Consider the following 20,238-nt stretch of genomic DNA (forward strand, 5'->3'; position numbering starts at 1 on the left):
CGACATTCCTCGTATCCGGCCGCGCGACGCTCTTCGCATGCTGAAACACACCATCGCCGCCGGACTCGTCGCGGCCGGTCTCGTCGCCCTCGCCCCCGCCGCCTCGGGCCAGGCACCGATCACCCTGAGCCCCGAAGAATCCCGGACGCTGTGCGCCGATTGGCTGCCGAAGCTCACCCAGCGCACCACCAACCTCACAGAACGCATCAACGGCGGCCCCGAGGTCCGCGGTTCGGTGGCGAATCTCAAGGCCAGGGCCGAGGGCCAGCGCAAGAAGGGCCACAACGACGCCGCCGACAGGCTGCAGAAGCGCGCCGACAAGCGCAACGCCAGGCTGCCCGAGCTCACCACGGCGAAGCAGAAGCTCGACGCGTTCGCGAACGCGCACTGCAAGGCGGGCAAGTGAAACGATTCGTGGCCGCCGGTTTGACCGCGCTCGCGCTGTTCGGCGCGGCCGGGTGTTCCGACGAAGAACCCGCTTCGAGCCCGGCCCCGGGGCAGCTCAGCGACGTCCAGCAGACCCTCGACTCGATCGAGCGGGACATGGCCGGCGACCCCGCCCCGTGACAGGATCGGCCGGTGACGACACAACCGGGACGCGGGCTGGTACTGGTCGTCGAGGACGACCCCGCGATCGCCGAACTCGCTTCGCTGTACCTGCGGCGGGACGGGTTCGGCGTGCATGTGGAGGCGGACGGCGGCGCGGCACTGGCCACGATCCGGCGGCTGCGCCCGGTCGCGATCGTGCTCGACATCGGACTGTCCGGAATGGACGGTATCGAGATCTGCCGGGCGCTGCGCGCGGACGGCGACTGGACGCCGGTGCTGTTCGTGACCGCGCGCGACGACGAACTGGACCGCTTGCTGGGCCTGGAGATCGGCGCCGACGACTACCTGACGAAACCGTTCAGCCCGCGTGAACTCTCGGCGAGGGTCCGGACCGTGCTGCGCCGCGCCGCCGGAACGCCTTCGCCCGCCGAGACCTACACGGCGGGCGGCGTCCGCGTCGACGTCACCCAGCGCCGCGTCTGGGCCGAAGACACCGAGATCGCGCTGACGTCGACCGAGTTCGAGCTGCTCACCCATCTGGTGCGGCGGCCCGGCCAGGTGTTCAGCCGCGAGCAGCTACTCAGTTCCGTCTGGGGCTACGCGGCGTCGGCGGGCACGCGGACCGTCGACGTCCACATCGCCCAGCTGCGCGGGAAACTGGGCGAGCACAGTCCGATCAGGACGGTCCGCGGGATCGGTTACGCGGCGGACGCCGGATGAACCGGACCTCGCTCGCGCTGCGGATCACCGTGGTGTGCCTCGCGGTCGCCGCGGTCGCGGTGGTGGTCGCCGGGCTGGTCGCGGCCCGGCTCATCCGCACCACCGGCAGCGACGTGCTCCGGCAGTCGCTTTCGGCGCAGGCCGACGTGGTCGCGAGCCAGCTCGACGAGTCCGGCATCGGCAACCGCCTCCGCGTCGGGAAGGCCGCGGAAGTCGTTCGTGGGCAAGGGATCGACGTCGTCGTCCGCCGTCCGAACGGGACGATCGACGGTGATGGGACGGTCGCGGCCATCGCCGCCACCAAAACGGGATTCTCGCGCTCGGGCACGGTGGTCGTCGAAGGACGGCGATACCTCGTCGAAGTCCGCGCGGTGGGCGAGAGAGGTGCCGCGTTCGCGCTGGTCCAGTCGACGGAGATCGGCGAGGCGCGCGGCAGGACCCTGGTGCGCAACACCGTGCTCGCGCTCGGCGCCGGGCTGGCGGTCGCCGCGATCGCGGGGCTGCTGCTGAGCCGGATGCTGTCGCGGCCGCTGCGCCGGGCCGCGTCGGTGGCGAACGGGATGCGGGCCGGACGCCGTGACCTGCGCGTTCCGGTCGAAGGGCCGTCCGAGGTCGCGGACGTGGCGAAATCGGTCAACGAACTGGCCGACGCCCTGCGGTACAGCGAGGCGCGGCAGCGCGAGTTCCTGCTTTCGGTGTCGCACGAACTGCGGACGCCGCTGACCGCCGTCACCGGATTCGCCGAGGCGATCGGTGACGGCGTGGCCGAAGGCGAGGACGCGCGCCGCGCCGGACAGACCATCCATCGCGAAGCGGAACGGCTGGAACGCCTGGTCAGCGACCTGCTGGAGCTGGCGCGACTCGGTGCGGACGAATTCCGCCTCGACCCGGCGCGCCTCGATCTCGCGGCGCTGGTCGACGAATGCGCGGCCGTCTGGCGGCTGCGCTGCGCGCGGCAGGACGTCACGCTGCTGGTGGAGCGGCCGGCGGGCGAGGTGCCGGTCGTCGCCGATCCGCGGCGGCTCCGCCAGGTCGTCGACGGGCTGGCCGAGAACGCCCTGCGCGTGACCCCGGCGGGCGCGCCGATCGTGTTCTCCCTGGTGGCGGCCGACGGGCAGGCCCGGCTGGCGGTGCGGGACGGCGGGCCCGGCCTCGCGCCGGAGGACTACCCGGTCGCGTTCGAGCGCGGGGTGCTGAACCGGCGGTATCGCGACAGCCGTCCGGTCGGTTCGGGCATCGGGCTCGCGCTGGCGCACGGCCTGATCACGCGTATGGGCGGGACGCTGACGGCGGGCCCGGCGCCCGAAGGCGGGGCCGCGTTCACGGTGACTCTGCGGTTGGGCCGTGCCCGGTGAGTCCGCTCGATGGGCTTCGAGGTCCAGGTGGTTCCTGGCGGTGCGGGCGGATCGCCCTCGTACCGGGTTGTACTCGGGCGCATCCGCCCGTGGCGCCAGGGGCCGCCTGGGCCCGAAGACCGCGAGCGGACTCACCGGGCACGGCCTAGGGTGAGCGCGTGGAGATGTTGCACCTGCGGTATTTCGTGGCCGTCGCCGAGGAACTGAACTTCTCCCAGGCGGCCCGCAGACTGCATATGGCCGCCTCCCCGCTGAGCCAGCGCATCAAGGATCTCGAACACGAACTGGGCCACCGGCTGTTCGACCGCAGCACGCATCACGTCACGCTCACCGCGGCGGGCACCGCGCTGCTGCCGATCGCGCGAGACGTCCTCGAACAGGTCAACGCGATCCCCTGGCGGTTGCAGGAGGCGGTGAAACCCCGGCGGAGCACCGTGTTCATCGGCATCCCCGCCGGTGTGCACCCGGCCCTGCGGGAACGGGTCAAACGTCTGGAAGAACGCTGCCGCGACCGGTTCGAACTCAAGCGCTGGCCGGGCACGACACCCGATCTGGTCGCCGCGGTGCACCAGGGCAAACTGGCGTTGTCGCTGGTCCGGATGCCGGTCACCGATCCCGCGCTGGAGATCGTCCCGGTGCAGGTGGAGCGGCTCGGCGCCGTCGTCCCGGCCGACCGGTTCGCCGGACGGGAGACCGTCACCATCGCCGAATTGAGCGATCTGTCCTATATCCCGTCCGCCTCGGAAAGCATTCCGGCCTATTCGGACGATATGGACCACACGCTGTCGAAGGCGGGGATCAAGAAAAGGCTCAAAGTCGGCGGAACCGAATATTCGGGCATTTCCGAACTGGTGGCGAACGGTTCGTCGTTCTCGATCACGATGCTCGATCCCGCCAGCCCGATGCATCTGTTCCTCGTCGACGGAGCCACCATCCTCCCGTTCTCGGATTTCCGGCCCCGGCTGGAGACCGCCTTGGTCTGGCGACGGGACCGGGCCGAAGAGGGCGACCTCGCCGAACTGGTGGCCGGGGTGCGCGAGATCTTCGCCGAACCACTTTCGACCTGATCGAGACCCAAGAATGGTATGACCACCGCGGTCATACCATTCTTCGTTTCTTGATCATTCCCTTTCCCGCAATTCGCGCCTAATTTCGGTTGTAGAGCGAACAACGGCGAAGGGAAGCAAAATGACTCAAACCGCCACCGGCCCACTGGACGGCGTTCGCGTGATCGACCTCTCGACGGTCGTCATGGGCCCGTACGCCGCACAGATCCTCGGCGATCTCGGCGCCGACGTGATCAAGATCGAGTCCCCCGCCGACACCGTGCGGGTGGGCAGGTTCCGCACGACGCCGGGCATGACTCCGCTCAACCTGAACGTGAACCGCAACAAGCGCAGCGTCGCCCTCAACCTCAAGGACGACCAGGAGCGCGAACAGGCGCTCGAGCTGATCGACACCGCCGACGTGCTGATCACCAACATGCGCCCCGGCGCGCTGAGCAGGCTCGGCATGGACTACGCCGACCTCGCCGCGCGCAACCCCGGCCTGGTCTACGCCCACGCGCAAGGGTTCCGCGGTGACTCCGACCGCGCCGGGCACGCCGCCTACGACGAGACCGTGCAGGCGTCGTCCGGGCTGGTCGACGTCGCGAACCGCGCGCTGGGCAAGCCGGTCTACCTGCCGACGATCATCGGCGACAAGGTCTCCTCCCTGACCATCGCCTACACCGTGCTCGCCGCGCTGGTGCACCGCGACCGGACCGGCGAGGGCCAGCGGGTCGAGATCCCGATGACGGACACGCTGATCGCGTTCAACCTCGTCGAGCACCTCGCCGGGCACGTCTTCGAGCCCGCGGAGGGCCCGACCGGCTTCGGCCCGTCGCTGAACCCCGGCCACCAGGCGGTGCACACCAAGGACGGCATGGCCTGCGTGATCCCGTACAACCCGCAGAACTTCCGCGACTTCTTCCACGCCGCCGGGCGGCCGGAACTGGCCGAGGACCCGCGGGTCAACGGCGACGCGATCGACGGCGCCGACCACGAGGCGCTGGCCGCGATGATCGCCGAATGCGCGCCGGCGCTGACCACCGGGGAGTGGACCGAGGTCTGCGCGAAGCACAGCATCCCGATGGCCCCCGTCCTCGAACTCGACAAGGCGCAGGACGACGAGTACGTCCGCGACGGCCACCTGCTCGACGTCGTCGAGCACCCGAGCGAGGGCGCGATCCGCACCATCGGCATCCCCGTCAAGTTCTCCGCGACCCCCGGTTCCGTCCGGCGCCTGGCACCCCTGCCAGGTCAGGACACCGAAGAGGTCCTGCACGAACTCGCCACCACCCGCTGAGGAAGAAGCCATGAGCACGGAAGTACGGACAGAGAAGGTCGGCGGCACGCTGCTGATCACGATCGACCGGCCGTCGGCCCGCAACGCGGTGAACGCCGCCGTCGCGGCGGGCCTGGCCGAAGCACTCGACCTGCTGGAGACCGATCCCGCGCTGCGGGCCGGGGTCCTGACCGGCGCCGACGGTTCGTTCAGCGCCGGGATGGACCTCAAGGCGGCGCTGAAGGGCGAGTCTCCCGAGATCCCCGGGCGCGGGTTCGGCGGCCTGACCGAGGCCGAGCTGTCGAAACCGCTGATCGCGGCCGTCGAAGGCTGGGCGATGGGCGGCGGATTCGAGCTGGCGCTCGGCTGCGACCTGATCGTCGCCGCCGAAGACGCGAAGTTCGGGCTGCCCGAGGTGAAACGCGGGCTGATCGCCGCCGGCGGTGGCGTGATCCGGCTGCCGAAACGGATCCCGCACCACCTGGCGATGGAGTTCCTGCTCACCGGCGAGCCGATCGGCGCCGAACGCGCCGGAACCCTCGGTCTGGTGAACCGGGTCGTCCCGAGCGGCGAGGCCGCCGCGGTCGCGCTGCAACTGGCCGAACAGATCGCCGCCAACGCTCCCCTGGCGCTCGCACTGGTCAAGAAGATCGTCCGCGCGGCGGACGGCGTCCCCGACGCGCAAGCGTTTGCCACCCAGCGTTCGGAGCTTCCGGCGCTGATGAAGTCGGCCGACGTCCGCGAGGGCATGCAGGCCTTCGCCGAGCGCCGCGCTCCACAGTGGACAGGTGAGTGAGATGAAGCAGCAAGACGTTCTCCGGCATGTGACCACGCCGCTCACGAACCCGGCGTACGCGCCGGTGGTGCCCCGGTTCACGAACCGGGAGTACCTGAACATCGTCTACCGCACCGACGCCGACGCCCTGCGCGCCGTCGTGCCGGAGCCGCTGGAGATCGACGAGCCGCTGGTGCGGTTCGAGGTGATGAGGATGGGCGACGTCAGCGGTTACGGGCCCTACACCGAGTCCGGGCAGGCGATCCCGGTGGGTTTCGAGGGCGAGCGCGGCGAGTACCTGCACGCGATGTACCTCGACAACTTCCCGGCCACCGCATCCGGCCGCGAGATCAGCGCCTACCCGAAGACCATCGGCTCGCCGAGGTTGTTCGCCGAGAACGGCGCGCTCGTCGGCACTCTGGACTACGGCAGCCAGCGCGTCGCGACCGCGACCATGGGCTACAAGCATCACCGGCTGGACGTGGCCGAGGCCGAAACGCAGATCACCGTGCCGACGTTCATGCTCAAGACCATCCCGGACTACGACGGCTCGCCCCGGGTCTTCGAACTGGTGCGCACCGAGATCACCGACGTGGTGGTCAAGGAAGCGTGGACCGGGCCGGCGCGGTTGCAACTGTTCCAGCACGTGCTGGCCCCGCTCGCCGATCTCCCGGTGCTGGAGGTCGTTTCCGCGAGCCACATCCTCACCGACCTGACACTCGCCCCGGTCATGCCGGTCTTCGACTACTTGAAGGGAGTTCGGTCATGACTTTTCGCGCCGCCGCGGTGATCGGCGCGGGCACCATCGGCCTTTCGTGGACGGCGTTGTTCGCCGCGCACGACATGGAGGTCCGGGTCTCGGATCCGCGGCCGGATCTCGCCGACGCCGTCGCCGGCGCGCTGGAGACGTTCGCCCCGCATCTCGGCCGGACCGCCGCGGACCTCGCCCCTCGCGTCCACCTCGCCGCGGACGTCTCCGAAGCCGTCCGCGACGCGGATGTCGTGCAAGAGAACGGACCCGAGAACGTCGAGTTCAAAAAGGACCTGTTCGCGACCCTGGTCCGCGAGGCGCCGGCCCACGCGTTGTTGCTCAGCTCGTCTTCGGCGATCCCTTCGACCGCGTTCGCCTCGGAGCTGGACGACGCGTCGCGGGTCCTGATCGGCCACCCGTTCAATCCGCCGCACCTGATCCCGCTGGTCGAGGTCGTGCCCGGTGAGCGCACGAGTTCCGAGTCGGTCGAGCGGGCCGTCGAGTTCTACCGGTTCGCCGGCCGCACGCCGGTGGTGGAACGCAAGGAGATCCCCGGCTTCGTCGGCAACCGGCTGCAGAACGCGCTGAGCCGCGAGGCGATCTACCTGGTGGAACAGGGTGTCGTGTCACCGTCCGAACTGGACGCGGTGATGACGAACTCGCTCGGCATCCGCTGGTCGACCGTCGGGCCGTTCCTCGGCTCGCATCTGGGCGGCGGTCCCGGCGGCTACCGGCACATGGCCGAGCACATCGGCAAGTCGATGAAGCAGATGTGGGCGGGCCTCGGCACGCCCTCGCAGAACCCCGAAGAACAGGAACGGCTCATCGAAGCCGTGGAAACCGCTTACGGCTCCTCCACGTACTCGGAACTCGCCGAGACGCGCGACCGCAAGCAGCTCGCGGTGCTGTCCGCTTTGGACAGTGCCAGGGAGGAGAACTGAAATGACCGCCGACTTCTACGCCTACGAGGACCTGCTGCCCGAGGAGGAGCGCAAGCTGCTGCTCAAGACGCGTGACTTCATGCGCACCGAGGTCAAGCCGCTGGTGAACGAGTACTGGGCCAAGGGCGAGTTCCCGCACGAACTCGTCGGCAAGTTCCGCGAACTCGGCCTCGCCGGGCTGCCCTACGAGGGCTACGGCGAGCACCTTCCGGCCACCAGTCACCTGCTCAGCGGCATGATGGCGATGGAGATGACCCGGACGGACCCGTCGGTGGCGACGTTCTTCGGTGTCCACAACGGACTCGCGATGTACAGCATCTACTCGGGTGGCGACCAGGAACAGCGCGATCGCTGGCTCCCGTCGATGGCCGCGATGGACAAGATCGGCGCCTTCGCGATGACCGAACCGCTCGGCGGTTCCGACGTCGCCGGCGGCATGCGGACGACGGCCCGACGCGAGGGCGACAGTTGGATCCTCAACGGCGCCAAGAAGTGGATCGGCAACGCGACCTTCGCGGACCTCGTCATCGTGTGGGCCCGCGACGAGGAGGACAACCACGTCAAGGGTTTCGTGGTCGAAAAGGACTCGCCGGGATTCGTGCCGGTCAAGATCGAGAACAAGTTCGCGTTCCGGATCGTGGAGAACGCCGAGATCACGCTGACCGACGTGCGGGTGCCGGAGGCAAACCGGCTGCAGGGCATCGATTCGTTCCGCGACGTCGCCGAGATCCTGCGCGCGACCCGCGGCGGCGTGGCGTGGCAGGCGCTGGGCGTGATGATCGGCGCCTACGAGCTGGCGCTGGACTACGCCAAGGAACGCGAACAGTTCGGCCGTCCGATCGCGCGGTTCCAGCTGGTGCAGGATCTGCTGGTGAAGAGCCTCGGCAACATCACCGCGTCGTGGGGCATGCTGGTGCAGCTGGCCAGGCTGCAGGACGCCGGGATCTTCAAGGACGAACACTCGTCGCTGGCGAAGGCCTTCGTGACGTCGCGGATGCGGGAGGTCGTCGCCTGGGGCCGCGAGATCTTCGGCGGCAACGGGATCGTGCTGGACAACGACATCATGCGGTTCTTCACCGACGCCGAGGCGATCTACTCGTTCGAAGGCACCCGGGAGATGAACACGCTGATCGTCGGGAAGGCGATCACCGGCCAGAGCGCCTTCGTGTGACCTGAGTGCGCGTGAAGGCCCCCTTCCCTCGGCTGAGCCGAGGGAAGGGGGCCTTCACGCGCGATACTTCTCGCCGCACGTCTCCTGGGTGCCGGAGAAGAAGCCGTCACGGAAGGCAGCGACCCTGGCGAACCCGGCCGGGAGTGTCCGGCCCCGGACGTCCGCGGCGATCAGGCTGTTCCGCGTCAGCATCTCGGCGATCGCCTCGTCGAGGTCGCCCGGTGACAACGTGAGGGCCCTGCCGTCCACGAGGGTCGACGCCCAGAAGCCGGTGAGGCAGGCTGTGCGCTGCGCGGCCACCGGTCCGTCGAGCCGGAATCCGCCCTCCTGCTGGACCGCGAGCGTGTAGCGCGACGCAACCTCGGCGAACGCGGCGAAGTCACCGATGCCGCCCTGTCGTCCCCTGCGCGGCGGGGTGCCGATGCGGACCAGGCCGTCGAGGTCGAGGTTGATCTGGTTGGACTCCGAGCAATACGAGGCGAGCGCGTCCTCCGCGGTCACACCGCACGCGGCTCCGGTGGTGAGCGTCGGCGGGGTGGCCGCGAGCCGGAAGGCCTGCCGCAGGCTGGTGGTGAGGTCGGCGAGTGCCCGGCGGTCGTCGAGGCGGACGTTCTCCGCCGCCGAACCGGATCCGACCTGGGTGCTCCGGCCCTCGATCTCGCGCTCGTCGATCTTCGCGCACCGGGCGGGCCCGTCGGTGAAGCCGAACTGGAACGCGGACACCCGGTCGAACGCGTTGCCGTGCGCGCCGTCGTCGTCGAAGGCCACCCCCGCGGAGTCCCGGATCCGGAACAACGCCGTGAGCACTTCGTTGAGCCCGCGGCCGGTGGACACCTGGAACATCGGCGACCGGCCCTCGGCCACCCAGCGGAAGTACGCCCCGGTGTAGCAGTCGGCCTGCTGCTCCTTGACGATCGACGGGCTCGCGGCTGGCAGCCCCAGCCGGAACTGGACGGCGTGGCCGATCTCGTGGGCGAGTACGGCCATGACCGCCGCGGGGCCGAGGGAATCGTTGAGCGACGGCAGCAACTCCCCGCGATCCCAGGCGACGACGTCCGGCCCCGCGCAGTAGAAGGCGTTCACCAGACCTGCCGTCGGGGCACCGCAGACCACGCGGTCGCGGCCCGCGGAATCGTAGGAGACGAGGGTGGCCAGCGGCCGGAACTCGCGTTCGAAGGTCGCGGGCAGATGCTCGCGCCAGTACCGCTGTACGTCGGCGACGGCGTTGGCCGCGAGCCTGTCGATCTCGCCGCCGTCACCTCCGACGACCGGGAGACCGGCGTCGAGCACGCCGGGTTTGAGACCACTGGGACCGTCGGCGATCTCGAGCCCCGCGACGCGGGTTGGGTCCACCGGTTGCGCCACGCCGTCCACGGTCGCGGCACAACCGGCGAGACCGAGGGCGAGACTCACCAGGATCGTCCAGCGCTTCATCACACCATCCCCGTCGCCGTGGCCACCCCTGACTCCAGGGACACGGACGACGGCGCGAGGCGGTTCAGAAGAATCTTGGGCGCTTCCGGAGCGACTGGCGTGACCACCCTTCGCAATTAGCCGACCTTGCTTTCGGGTAATCGTCGTTTCGCGACCAAATCACCCTTCAGTGTTATCCGCTCGTTTCGGTCGTTACGTAAAATTACGAACACGTGTTCGATTGATTTGCGGTATTATCGAGGGGTGTCCGAGACCTTCCTTCCCGAGTTGCCGCAGGAGTTGTGGCGTGCCGGCAAGCTGGAGCTTGCCCATGGCGTGCAGCAGTCTCTGCAGGTGATTCGGATGGCCACCGCTGGGTTGGGGCGGTTCTTGGCGGAGGTCGAGTCTCGGGGCGCCAAGGATTTGGTCGGGCATGGCAGTACGGCTAGCTGGCTCGCGGAGATGGCGGGGTTGTCGCGCGGTGAAGCGGGTGCGGTGGTGAAGCGGGCCATCGCGTTGAACCCGACGCGGAACCTGGATGGCACCGAAGCCCCGGCCGTGGCACCCGAGACGGCCGCGGTCGCCGCCGAGGGATTGGTTGGGGACGAACGGATCGACCAGATCCTGGAGATTTTGAAAAGGCTCCCTGCCGACACCTCGGCCGAGGATCGGGCGGTCGCGGAGAAGATCCTCGCGAACCTCGCTCCGAATGCCGGTCCGCACCAGCTCGCCAAGGCTGAAGCGAACCTGCTGGGCTGGCTCGACCCCGACGGCAACGAACCCAAGGAGCCTGAGCCCAAGGAACCACGCCGCGAAATCACCCTGGAACGCCGCAGAGACGGCTTCTGGAAACTGACCGGCCTCCTGGACGACGAGACCGGTGCCCGAACAGCGGCCGCACTCGAGGCCTACGCCCAGCCGCGACCGGTGGACGAGTTCGGCCAAGCGGACCTGCGGATGAAATGCGAACGCATGGGCGACGCCTGGGCCGAACTCCTCGACCTCGCCATCGCCTGCCCCGACCAACCCGGAACCAGCGGCTACCGCACCCTCGTGCACGTCACCATCGGACTCGACGAACTCAAATCCGGCCTCGGCACCGCCTGCCTCGACTTCGTCGGAAGGATGACCGCGAGAGAAGCCCGACTCGCCGCCTGCGACTGCCTGATGCTCCCGGTTGTCATGAGCGCCGCCGGAGAACCCCTCGACGTGGGACGGCTCAGACGATTCGTCACCCCAGGGCAAAGACGCGCGTTGAACATCCGCGACGGTGGCTGCGCGTTCCCCGGCTGCCATCGGAAGCCGAAGAACTGTCACGCCCACCATATTCATCACTGGGCAGACGGCGGGCCGACAGATCTCCGGAATCTCGTGCTGCTGTGCGGGTTTCATCATCGGCTGATTCATCACGGTGATTGGGAAGTCCGGATGGCGGCCGATGGGTTACCGGAGTTCATCCCACCGCAGTACCGGGATCCGCTCCGACAACCCCGCCGCAACACCCTGCACCACCGCTGAACCCCGAGGAGCCCGCCAGCCACACCCGGCGACGGGCCCCTCGGCATGCCCACGTCGTCCGTCGCGAGCGCCTACGTCAGATCAGTCCAACGGCGACCTGAGCATCAAGGCCATCCCCTGGCACTGTCCATTCACAGGACAAGGCCTAATCAAGCAGAGCGGCCCGGTGCGCGAGCAGGGCGGCCTGGACGCGGTTGGTACACCCGAGCTTGGCGAGGATACGGCTGACGTGGGTCTTCACGGTGGCTTCGCTGAGATGGAACTCGGCGGCGATGTCCATGTTGGACAGACCGCGGGCGACCGCGACGAGCACCTCGCGTTCTTTGCCGGTCAAGACCTCGAGCCGCCGTTCGGCGTCGGCCCGCGGCCCGGCGGCAGGTTCACCAGCAGTGAACCGGGCGAGCAGGCGGCGGGTGATCTTGGGGGAAAGCATCGCGTCACCGCGAGCGGCGGACCGGACCGCGGCGAGCATGTCGCCGGCGGTGGCGTCCTTGAGCAGGAAGCCGACAGCTCCGGCACGCAGCGCGGTTTCGACGTACTCGTCGAGGTCGAAAGTGGTCAGGACCACGACCTTCGGCGGATCAGCCAGCCCCTGAAGCCGGCGGGCGGCGTCGAGGCCGTCGGCACGGGGCATCCTGATGTCCAGCAGGATGACGTCGGGCCGGGTGGATCGGGCCAAACTCACCGCTTCCGCACCGTCGGCCGCCTCACCTGTGACGGTGATGTCGTCGGCGGACTCCATGATCGTGCGCAGCATCGAACGCACCATCCACTCGTCGTCGGCGATGAGAACGCGAATCACCGGCCGGACTTCCCTTCGAGGGGAACGACAGCCTCGACGAGAAAACCTCCGTCGGCGGTGGGCTCGGCGGTCAGCTCACCGCCGACGAGACGGATCCGTTCCGCGATACCGAGCAAGCCGTGCCCGCCACCGGGCAGTCCGTCCACCCGCTCGGACGCGGCACCGGCACGATTGAGCACGGTGAGCCGGAGCCGACCCGTTTCACGCAGCACGCGAACCCGAGTCTCGGGGTTCCCTGCGTGCTTACGGACGTTGGTGAGTGCTTCCTGGACCACTCGGTACACCGCATGCTGGACCAGCGCGGGTGCCTGCCCTCCGGTGTCCGCCTCGAGGACGACCGGCACCCCGAGCGCGCGGGTCTGGTCCACCAGGTCGACGAGGTCGGCCAGGCCTGGTTGCGGAGCCAGCGGTGCCGCGTCGCTTGCCCTCAGCACGGACACTACGGAGCGCAGTTCGTCCAGTGCGGCACGCCCGATCGACCCTATCCGCCCGGCGACCTTGGTGGCGTCACGGCCGTTGGTGGCTTCGAGCGCTGTCGCGTGCAGCACCATGAGGGAAACCCGGTGGGTGACGACGTCGTGCATGTCGCGCGCGATCTGGGCACGTTCGTCGCTGCGGGCCTGCCGGACTCTCAGATCTCGTTCTTGTTCGGCTTGTTCGACCCGTTCACGCATTTCGGAGATCAGCTCGCGCCGGGTGCCGACGTAGAGGCCGAGCAGTGCCGGCGCCACGCAGACTGCGATGCTCTGCGGAAGGCTTGCGTCCAAACCGCCCAGCCGCCAGATCGGCAGGCCGACCACGATCAGCGTACCGAATGTGCTGATGGCGGTGAGCCGCCACGATCGAGTGCGTTCGGCGACGGTGTACTGGGCGAGCACGACCGCGAAGATCCCGGACAGCACCACCCAGCCCGCCAGAGCGACTCCGGCGAACAACCACGGACGATTCCGTCGGAACCAGGCCGCGGTAGCCACCAGCACCACGGCCGGGAGCCAGAACCACAACGGCGGTTGCCAGCGGAAGTAGCCATAGATGAGACCCGCGGCCGCGAACGGGGTGGTCGCCGCCCCGCAGCCGACCGCCAGCACGCCGTCGATCACCCGTGCAGGCACTGGGATCAGAGGCTTGTCCACAGGGCGCACACCGATCAACCTAATCCGATCGCCATCCGCGGGCATCAGGGGAAAGTTGTAGACAGCGGGAGTGGAGATCCTTCCATCGACGTCCGATTCGCGTCGTCACGCCGATGTGGCAGACATGTGGGCACCACGACCCTTCGTTCATGACGAAAACCCGCTTTCCGGCCTGGCGCACGATGACACCGCGGGCGCACCCACGGTGGTGGCAGCTCGGTTTCGCCACGTTCGCCGTGGTCGCGATCCTGATCCTGTTCCCCGGCGAGAACGCCGCTCTGCCCACGATCCGCACGATGGGGGTGATCGGCTACGCGGTGGCCGCCGCCGTCGCCCTCGGATGCGCAGCGGCCTTGCCGAAGCCGGGCGCACGAAGGCTGCTCATCGGCTTCCACCTGGCGTTCGTGCCGATGCAGTTCCTGTTCGCTTTCCCGAACCCGGTACCGAACCTCGGGATGGCGCTGTCAGTGGTGATACTGGTCGGGCTGCGGCCCCGGTTCTCGAAGCTGTCACCGCGGTCCAGGAAGATCTGGCTCGTCCTGCACATCGGTGTCAGCGTGGGCTGGCTGGGTCTTTCACTGGGGATGCTCACACTCGCGCTCGTCGGGCTATTCGCCGGGACCCACGTCGTGCGGCACGGCGCCTACGAGATCTTCCACATCTTCGACCTCGTGATCGTGATTCCCAGTGTGGTACTGACGATCGTCACCGGCCTCGTGCTCTCGCTCGGCACACCTTGGGGATTGGCCAAACACCGCTGGGTACTGACGAAATTCCTGATCTCCCTGAGTATCCCGGCCGCGGCCGCGGTGGAAAGCAGGTGGGTCACCGAACTGGTCGCACGTACCGAAGACCCGGCCGCCCGGCCGGGCGCGCTCGGTGTCGCGCTCGTAGTCACCGTCGGTGGCTTCACGATCTCGCTGTGGGGCGCCACCATTCTTTCCGTCCTGAAACCCTGGGGCAGGACCCGATGGGGTCGTGACCGCGATTCAGCGCCCGCCATCGCGGTCACCGTCGCCGACCGGCGCCAGGTCGCGAATGACACCGTCGCACTGACTCTGGCGCCAGTGGGCAACCATGACCTGCCGACTTGGGAGCCCGGTGCGCATGTCGACCTGATCCTGCCGTCGGGTTCGATCCGTCAGTACTCATTGTGCGGCGACCCCGCCGAAACGCGTTACTACCGGCTCACCGTGCTGCGCGACGCCGCGGGCCGCGGCGGTTCCGGTGAAGTACATGCCCTTCGGACTGGCATCCAGGTGAAGATCCGCGGGCCCCGCAATCACTTCCCGATCGTCGACGCTCCGGCGTACCTGTTGGTCGCCGGAGGCATCGGGATCACTCCCTTCCTCCCGATGCTCCCCCGCCTCGCCGCCACCGGATCGCCGTGGCGGCTGATCTACCGAGGACGATCACTCGACCACATGGCCTACGCCGAACAGCTCGCGGCGGCTCATCCCGCCCAGGTCTCCCTGTACCCCGCCGACACCTGTCGGCGTCCGGATCTCGCCGAACTGGTGCGAGGGCTGCCCGCCGGAGTCGCGGTCTACTGTTGCGGGCCCGCGGAACTGGTCGACGCGATGACCGAGGTAATGCGAAAGGAATGCCCCCAAGGCACACTTCATGTCGAGAGATTCGCCGCCACGACCCGGACAGGGGAAAGCCGTCCGTTCGACGCGGAGCTGCGACGCAGCGGGCGGACCGTGCGGGTACCCGCGAACGGCACCCTGCTGGCCGCCATCCACGAAGTCAGCCCCGGCGTGCCCGCGTCCTGCGTGACCGGCGTGTGCGGCAGCTGTCGAACGACGGTGCTCGCCGGTGTCCCTGACCATCGCGACGACGTGCTGCAATCCCATGAGCGAGACCGCGCCGACGTCATCTACCCCTGCGTCTCACGAGCCAACGGCGACAAGCTCGTGCTGGATCTCTGACCGCTCAGTTCACGCAGCCGGCCATCGCGGACGGCGTGGAAGCACCGGACGACGAAGGCGGCGCGGCGATCGAAGAAGTCGCCGCGACCGGCTTGATCCCGATCCCGCCGTTCGGCTCCCCCACCGCGGCGACGCTCGTCGAATTCAGCGCGGCCTTCACGAACGCCTGCACCTCGGCCGGATCCACCTTCACCGCGTCGCCGTCCGACGGCGTCGGCAGGGAGAGACTCTGGACCGGGATCGTCTGGAACTTCAGCGCCCCGGAACTCATCCCCCGCAGCTGTTGCGCGAAGCTGAGCACGTCCCAGCCGCGGTCGAGCACGACCGAACCCTGGACCGCGCCGACCAGCGCGCTCAGCCTGGTGGGATCGGTGAACGTCCCGGCGTCCAGGACGGTCTTGGCCATGCTCGACAGGAACGCCTGCTGCCGGGCGATGCGGTCGAGGTCGCTGGGGAGCCCGTGCCGCTGCCGCACGAAGGCGAGCGCCTGCGGCCCGGAGAGCAGCTGTTTGCCCGCCGGGAACGACGCCCCGGAGAACTTGTCCTGCACCGGTTCGTTGAGGCAGACCTCGACCCCTCCGACGGCTTCGCTCAGTGCGGAGAACCCGGCGAGGTTGACCGCCGCGTAATGGTTGATCGACAGCCCGGTGAACCGCTCGATCGTCTGGATCGTGAGTTTGGCGCCCGCCTCGTTGGCCTTGACCTCGAGCTCCGGACCGGAGAGTCCCTGCGCGCGCAGGGAGTTCATCGCGGCGTTCTTGCCGCGGCTGTACGCCGAATTGATCTTGTGCTTGCCGAGCCCGCCCGCGATGTCCACATAGGAATCGCGCGGGATCGAGATGGCCGTCGCGGCCGCGCCACCCGCCGGGATGTGGACGATGATCATGGTGTCGGTGGTGTCACCGCCGTCGTCGCTGTCCCCGGCGTGCAACGCGTCGAGGACGTTCTGCGGCAACGGGTTCCCGTTCGTGTCGGTGCGGGAGTCGATGCCGACGAGCAGGATGTTCTGCGCCACCTTCAGCGGTTCCCCCGCCGGGCCCACGGGCATCTGGGCGGAGGGCGCGATGACGTCGGCCGTGACGATCGCTTGGTCCAAACGGCTCAGCTGGGTCCACGCGAAACCCGTGACACCCAGTACGGCCGTCGACACCAGGCCCAGTGCGACGCGGCCGCCGATCCGCCGTCCTCGCGACGTGAGCAGCACGACTTCTCCCCGCTTCCGTGAATGATCCCCCGCATTCGAGGATCACCGCGTTAGCTGGGAATTACCTGAGAAACGTGTCATAACCGGGTCTTAAAGCCCGTTCGGACCAGCCGGAGTGATCAAGCAGACAACCGGCCGCGACACCGAGTACCGGACCGACCGCGCAGCGCTGCCCTACCGGGGCATGCGGCGCCAGATCGCGCGTGGCATCACGCGCATCACCGAGAACACCAGCCTCAGAAGTCCCGGCACCCACACGGTTCCTCGCCGCTTCCGGAGCGCGGCGACCGTCGCGTCGGCGACCTGATCCGGAGTACTGGAGAACGGCGCGGGCGACATTCCCTCGGTCATCCGCCCGATCACGAACCCGGGCCGGACGAGCAGGAGGTGCACGCCGGTGCCGTGCAGTGCGTCGGCCAGGCCGCTCGCGAAACCGTCGAGGCCCGCTTTCGCCGAGCCGTAGACGTAGTTCGCCCGCCGGACCCGCACCCCGGCGACCGACGAGAAGACCACCAGGCTTCCGTTTCCTTGCTCACGAAGCACATTCGCCACATGCGTCAGCACACTCACATGAGCCACATAGTCCGTGTGGACGATCGCGACGGCGTGGGCGGCGTCCGCTTCGGCGCGTGCCTGGTCGCCGAGAATCCCGAATGCGGTGACGACGACGTCGAGCGGCCCGTGGTCCGAGACGACCTTCTCCAGGAACGGGCCGTGCCCGGCGAGGTCGTCGGCGTCGAACTCGACGGCTTCGACCGCTTCCGCCCCTGCGGCCAGCAGCCGCTCGGACTCCGCGCCGAGGTCCGCGCTCCGTCGCGCGGCCAGCACGATCCGGCGCGCCCCGCCCTTGGCGAGCCGTTCCGCGACCGCGAGGCCGATCTCGCTGCGTCCGCCGAGTACCAGCACCGTTCCGCTCACCCGCCGTAGTCTGCCAGGCGGCCCGGCGCCGTTCGCCAGTGGCACGTTTCACAGACTGCAATTTTGCAGTATCTGCATCTTCGGGCGTATCGTCATGCTCATGCCCGAACCCGTCAAAGGTCTCCGCGAGCGCAAACGGCTGGAAACCCACCGTGCGCTGGCGACCACCGCCGTCCGGCTCGTCGCCGAACGCGGTCTGGACCACGTGACGGTCGAGGACATCAGCGCGGCGGCGGGGGTTTCACCGCGCACCTTCTTCAACTACTTCGCCTCCAAAGAGGACGCCGTCGTCATCGCGCACGCCGACACGGCCGAGCGGACGCAGCGCACCATCGACAGGTTCCTTGCCACGCCGAAGGAAGTCAGCACTCCACGCGCTTTCGTCGACGCGATGAAGGAAGACTTCGCCCAGGTCGACGAGAACCGCGAAGAGTGGCTCGGCCGGATGAAGGCCATTCAGGAGAACGCCACCCTGCATTCGCGCGCGGTGGCCATGAACCACGACACCATCGCGCCGCTGATCGAGGCGATCGCGCGCCGCACCGGCGTGGATCCCAAAGCCGAGCTGTACCCGACGCTGCTGCTGTCCACGCTCGGCGGCGCGGTGAACGCCGTGCTCATGCTCTGGTACCAGCACGACGGCCGGGTGTCCGCGCTCGACCTGCTGGACGACGCCGTCGAAACGCTTCTCGCCGGGCTCCCGGAGCCCGGCGGCCGCGCGCGCTGACGCGCCCGGCACCACAGAACACGAAGGGGGACGCCCATGTCCGTATCCACGACCGAACCACGTGAACCGGAGGCCCCGGCGGGCTCGATGGACCGCAGACAGGTCCTCGAAGCGATGTCGGGGCTGATGATGGGCATGTTCGTCGCCATCCTCGCCTCGACCGTGGTCGCGAACGCGCTGCCGCGGATCGTCTCCGAACTCGGCGGCTCCCAGGCCTCCTACACCTGGGTGGTCACCACCGAACTGCTCGCGATGACCGCGACGGTTCCGCTCTGGGGCAAGCTTTCCGATCTGTACAACAAGAAACTGCTGATCCAGCTCTCGCTCGGCCTGTTCGTGGTCGGTTCGCTGGTCGCCGGGTTCGCGGGCAACATCGAGCTCCTGATCGGCAGCCGGGTCGCGCAGGGCATCGGCGCGGGCGGGCTCACCGCGCTCGCGCAGGTGATCATGGCCGCCATCGTCTCCCCGCGGGAGCTCGGGAAGTACTCCGGCATCTTCGGTGCCGTGTTCGCCGTCGGGACCATCGCCGGCCCGCTGATCGGCGGCGTCATGGTGGACACCTCGTGGCTCGGCTGGCGCTGGTGCTTCTTCCTCGGTGTCCCGTTCGCGGTCGCGGCGATCCTGCTGCTGCAGCGCACCTTGAACCTGCCGACGATCAAACGTGACGTGAAGGTCGACTACCTCGGCGCGTTCCTGATCATGGCCGGTGTCTCGACGCTGCTGGTCTGGTCGTCGCTGGCCGGGCACCAGTTCGCCTGGGGCTCCTGGTGGACGGTCGGCCTGGTGAGCGCCGGCGTGGTCGTCCTCGCCCTCGCCGTCTACGTCGAGTCGAAGGTGGCCGAGCCGATCCTGCCGCTGGGCCTGTTCCGCAACCACACGGTCGCCCTGACCACCCTGGCGAGTTTCCTCGTCGGTGTCGCGATGTTCGGCGGCACTGTGTTCCTGTCGCAGTACTTCCAGCTCTCGCTCGGCAAGTCGCCGACGGTGGCCGGGCTGCTGAGCCTGCCGATGATCTTCGGCATCCTGGTGTCCTCCACGGTCTCCGGCCAGCTGATCAGCCGCACCGGCAAGTGGAAGAGCCACCTGCTGCTCGGCGCGGCGCTGATGACGGCGGGCCTCGGCCTGCTGGGCACCATCGACGCGAAGACGAACCTCGTCGTCCTCGGCGCGTACATGGTGCTGCTGGGCGTGGGTGTCGGCATGCTGATGCAGAACCTGGTCCTGGTGTCCCAGAACGACGTCGACGCGCACGACCTCGGCACGGCGACCTCCACGCTGTCGTTCTTCCGCAGCCTCGGCGGCTCCATCGGGGTGAGCGCGCTCGGCGCGGTGCTCGCGAACCGGGTCCTCGCGCTGATGAGCGAGAAGCTCGGGCCGCTGCCCGGCGGCGGCGAAGGCGGCGCGGTGCCGAACATCGCCACGCTGCCCGAACCGGTCGCGAACGTCGTCCGCGAGGCCTACGGGGAGGCGACCAGCGAGCTGTTCCTGATCAGCGCGCCGATCGCGCTGCTGGTCGTCGTCGCCGTCGCGTTCCTCAAGCACAAGCCGCTCAAGACCCAGTCGGGCAACGAGCGGCTGGCCGAGGAGACCGCCGCCGCCTGACCGTCATGACGGAGGGGCCCGGTTCACGGAACCGGGCCCCTCTTTTCGCGCGCACGAAGAACACGACAGTAATTCGGCAACACGATCGAATGCTTTCAGGCGGCGCTGCCGACGCGAATCACGTGGCGTCGCTCGCTACCGGTCAGCCCGCCGAAAACTCCATGGGCCAACCCGTTTTCCACGGCGTAGGCCAGACAGGCCGAAGTGACCGGGCACCGGGCGCAGACGGCCTTCGCCCTGGCAGCCTGCCGGGCGCCGGGGCCGGTTTCGGTGACCGGGAAGAACAGTTCGGGATCCTCACCGCGGCAAGCGGCCTCGCTAAGGTCACCCGCCATCCTCATTTCCATTTTCCTATCACCTCCTTTTTCTCGATTTTCCCTTCCTCGTCAAACGACTTCCGGGT

At 68.6% G+C, this 20,238-nt stretch carries 20 protein-coding genes; 14 read left to right on the plus strand and 6 right to left on the minus strand.

All coding sequences use genetic code 11. The annotated features are described in order from the left end of the window. The first annotated feature begins 37 nt into the window (after positions 1-37). The 10 genes from H4W30_RS28825 (at position 38) to H4W30_RS28870 (ending at position 8,587) form a co-directional block, all read left to right on the plus strand. Entirely contained in the window at positions 38-406 is a 369-nt protein-coding gene (locus H4W30_RS28825) for a hypothetical protein (protein WP_192745678.1), read from the plus strand. Further along, the gene (locus H4W30_RS28830; protein ID WP_192745679.1) at positions 403-567 is read left to right on the plus strand and encodes a hypothetical protein; all 165 of its coding nucleotides are present in this window, start codon (positions 403-405) and stop codon (positions 565-567) included. The genes H4W30_RS28825 and H4W30_RS28830 overlap by 4 nt, the downstream gene beginning before the upstream one ends. Before the next feature lie 12 nt (positions 568-579). Further along, positions 580-1,269, plus strand: coding sequence for a response regulator transcription factor (locus H4W30_RS28835; protein WP_126729298.1), 690 nt, complete (start codon positions 580-582; stop codon positions 1,267-1,269). Continuing rightward, positions 1,266-2,624 (plus strand): HAMP domain-containing sensor histidine kinase, encoded by a 1,359-nt coding sequence (locus H4W30_RS28840; RefSeq protein WP_192745680.1) that lies wholly within the window; start codon positions 1,266-1,268, stop codon positions 2,622-2,624. The genes H4W30_RS28835 and H4W30_RS28840 overlap by 4 nt, the downstream gene beginning before the upstream one ends. A gap of 158 nt (positions 2,625-2,782) precedes the next feature. Then, the gene (locus tag H4W30_RS28845; RefSeq protein ID WP_126729301.1) at positions 2,783-3,691 is read left to right on the plus strand and encodes a LysR family transcriptional regulator; all 909 of its coding nucleotides are present in this window, start codon (positions 2,783-2,785) and stop codon (positions 3,689-3,691) included. Between the two features lie 121 nt (positions 3,692-3,812). Next, complete coding sequence (locus H4W30_RS28850) at positions 3,813-4,970, plus strand: CaiB/BaiF CoA transferase family protein (protein WP_192745681.1); 1,158 nt, start codon at positions 3,813-3,815, stop codon at positions 4,968-4,970. A 10-nt stretch (positions 4,971-4,980) separates the two neighbouring features. After that, positions 4,981-5,745 (plus strand): crotonase/enoyl-CoA hydratase family protein, encoded by a 765-nt coding sequence (locus H4W30_RS28855; protein WP_192745682.1) that lies wholly within the window; start codon positions 4,981-4,983, stop codon positions 5,743-5,745. Position 5,746: 1 nt separating this feature from the next. Continuing rightward, positions 5,747-6,493 carry an acetoacetate decarboxylase gene (locus H4W30_RS28860; RefSeq protein WP_192745683.1) on the plus strand — a complete coding sequence of 249 codons (747 nt, stop codon included), beginning with the start codon at positions 5,747-5,749 and terminating at the stop codon, positions 6,491-6,493. Continuing rightward, positions 6,490-7,416, plus strand: a complete 927-nt coding sequence (locus H4W30_RS28865; protein ID WP_192745684.1) for a 3-hydroxyacyl-CoA dehydrogenase NAD-binding domain-containing protein — start codon at positions 6,490-6,492, stop codon at positions 7,414-7,416. Before H4W30_RS28860 ends, H4W30_RS28865 begins: the two co-directional genes overlap by 4 nt. 1 nt (position 7,417) lies before the next feature. Then, positions 7,418-8,587 carry an acyl-CoA dehydrogenase family protein gene (locus H4W30_RS28870; protein WP_192745685.1) on the plus strand — a complete coding sequence of 390 codons (1,170 nt, stop codon included), beginning with the start codon at positions 7,418-7,420 and terminating at the stop codon, positions 8,585-8,587. Between the two features lie 54 nt (positions 8,588-8,641). On the opposite strand, the gene H4W30_RS28875 is transcribed toward H4W30_RS28870, so the two are convergent. Then, on the minus strand, positions 8,642-10,138 hold the full coding sequence (locus H4W30_RS28875) for a neutral zinc metallopeptidase (protein WP_378234210.1): 1,497 nt from the start codon (positions 10,136-10,138) through the stop codon (positions 8,642-8,644). Positions 10,139-10,264: 126 nt separating this feature from the next. Here H4W30_RS28875 and H4W30_RS28880 point away from each other — a divergent pair, with 126 nt between their 5' ends. Next, positions 10,265-11,518 carry an HNH endonuclease signature motif containing protein gene (locus tag H4W30_RS28880; RefSeq protein WP_192745687.1) on the plus strand — a complete coding sequence of 418 codons (1,254 nt, stop codon included), beginning with the start codon at positions 10,265-10,267 and terminating at the stop codon, positions 11,516-11,518. Positions 11,519-11,663: 145 nt separating this feature from the next. Here the strand turns inward: H4W30_RS28880 and H4W30_RS28885 are convergent, their stop codons facing one another. Both H4W30_RS28885 and H4W30_RS28890 read right to left on the minus strand, forming a co-directional pair. After that, a complete protein-coding gene (locus H4W30_RS28885) occupies positions 11,664-12,320 on the minus strand; it encodes a response regulator (RefSeq protein ID WP_192745688.1) in 657 nt (218 codons plus the stop codon). Further along, positions 12,317-13,432 (minus strand): sensor histidine kinase, encoded by a 1,116-nt coding sequence (locus H4W30_RS28890; protein WP_318780681.1) that lies wholly within the window; start codon positions 13,430-13,432, stop codon positions 12,317-12,319. The genes H4W30_RS28885 and H4W30_RS28890 overlap by 4 nt, the downstream gene beginning before the upstream one ends. A gap of 170 nt (positions 13,433-13,602) precedes the next feature. On the opposite strand from H4W30_RS28890, the gene H4W30_RS28895 reads away from it, so the two are divergent. After that, complete coding sequence (locus H4W30_RS28895) at positions 13,603-15,384, plus strand: PDR/VanB family oxidoreductase (RefSeq protein WP_192745689.1); 1,782 nt, start codon at positions 13,603-13,605, stop codon at positions 15,382-15,384. 4 nt (positions 15,385-15,388) lie between these two features. On the opposite strand, the gene H4W30_RS28900 is transcribed toward H4W30_RS28895, so the two are convergent. Next, positions 15,389-16,588 carry an LCP family protein gene (locus H4W30_RS28900; RefSeq protein ID WP_192745690.1) on the minus strand — a complete coding sequence of 400 codons (1,200 nt, stop codon included), beginning with the start codon at positions 16,586-16,588 and terminating at the stop codon, positions 15,389-15,391. A 174-nt stretch (positions 16,589-16,762) separates the two neighbouring features. Further along, positions 16,763-17,506 (minus strand): SDR family NAD(P)-dependent oxidoreductase, encoded by a 744-nt coding sequence (locus tag H4W30_RS28905; protein ID WP_192745691.1) that lies wholly within the window; start codon positions 17,504-17,506, stop codon positions 16,763-16,765. 100 nt (positions 17,507-17,606) lie between these two features. Between H4W30_RS28905 and H4W30_RS28910 the strand changes: the two genes are divergently transcribed. Both H4W30_RS28910 and H4W30_RS28915 read left to right on the plus strand, forming a co-directional pair. Continuing rightward, complete coding sequence (locus H4W30_RS28910; protein ID WP_192745692.1) at positions 17,607-18,233, plus strand: TetR/AcrR family transcriptional regulator; 627 nt, start codon at positions 17,607-17,609, stop codon at positions 18,231-18,233. 36 nt (positions 18,234-18,269) lie between these two features. Continuing rightward, positions 18,270-19,835, plus strand: coding sequence for an MDR family MFS transporter (locus tag H4W30_RS28915; RefSeq protein WP_225949903.1), 1,566 nt, complete (start codon positions 18,270-18,272; stop codon positions 19,833-19,835). A 95-nt stretch (positions 19,836-19,930) separates the two neighbouring features. Here H4W30_RS28915 and H4W30_RS28920 read toward each other — a convergent pair whose 3' ends face one another. Continuing rightward, positions 19,931-20,182 carry a WhiB family transcriptional regulator gene (locus H4W30_RS28920; protein WP_126729318.1) on the minus strand — a complete coding sequence of 84 codons (252 nt, stop codon included), beginning with the start codon at positions 20,180-20,182 and terminating at the stop codon, positions 19,931-19,933. Positions 20,183-20,238: the final 56 nt, after the last annotated feature.

It is taken from the genome of Amycolatopsis roodepoortensis, assembly GCF_014873915.1.
Taxonomy (GTDB): domain Bacteria; phylum Actinomycetota; class Actinomycetes; order Mycobacteriales; family Pseudonocardiaceae; genus Amycolatopsis; species Amycolatopsis roodepoortensis.

What these genes read in the sequence shown, in the direction of transcription:
- H4W30_RS28825 (WP_192745678.1), top strand. Translation starts at nt 38, where the DNA reads ATGCTGAAACACACCATCGCCGCCGGACTCGTCGCGGCCGGTCTCGTC.
- H4W30_RS28840 (WP_192745680.1), top strand. Translation starts at nt 1,266, where the DNA reads ATGAACCGGACCTCGCTCGCGCTGCGGATCACCGTGGTGTGCCTCGCG.
- H4W30_RS28850 (WP_192745681.1), top strand. Translation starts at nt 3,813, where the DNA reads ATGACTCAAACCGCCACCGGCCCACTGGACGGCGTTCGCGTGATCGAC.
- H4W30_RS28855 (WP_192745682.1), top strand. Translation starts at nt 4,981, where the DNA reads ATGAGCACGGAAGTACGGACAGAGAAGGTCGGCGGCACGCTGCTGATC.
- H4W30_RS28860 (WP_192745683.1), top strand. Translation starts at nt 5,747, where the DNA reads ATGAAGCAGCAAGACGTTCTCCGGCATGTGACCACGCCGCTCACGAAC.
- H4W30_RS28865 (WP_192745684.1), top strand. Translation starts at nt 6,490, where the DNA reads ATGACTTTTCGCGCCGCCGCGGTGATCGGCGCGGGCACCATCGGCCTT.
- H4W30_RS28870 (WP_192745685.1), top strand. Translation starts at nt 7,418, where the DNA reads ATGACCGCCGACTTCTACGCCTACGAGGACCTGCTGCCCGAGGAGGAG.
- H4W30_RS28895 (WP_192745689.1), top strand. Translation starts at nt 13,603, where the DNA reads ATGACGAAAACCCGCTTTCCGGCCTGGCGCACGATGACACCGCGGGCG.
- H4W30_RS28910 (WP_192745692.1), top strand. Translation starts at nt 17,607, where the DNA reads ATGCCCGAACCCGTCAAAGGTCTCCGCGAGCGCAAACGGCTGGAAACC.
- H4W30_RS28915 (WP_225949903.1), top strand. Translation starts at nt 18,270, where the DNA reads ATGTCCGTATCCACGACCGAACCACGTGAACCGGAGGCCCCGGCGGGC.
- H4W30_RS28920 (WP_126729318.1), bottom strand. Translation starts at nt 20,182, where the DNA reads ATGGAAATGAGGATGGCGGGTGACCTTAGCGAGGCCGCTTGCCGCGGT.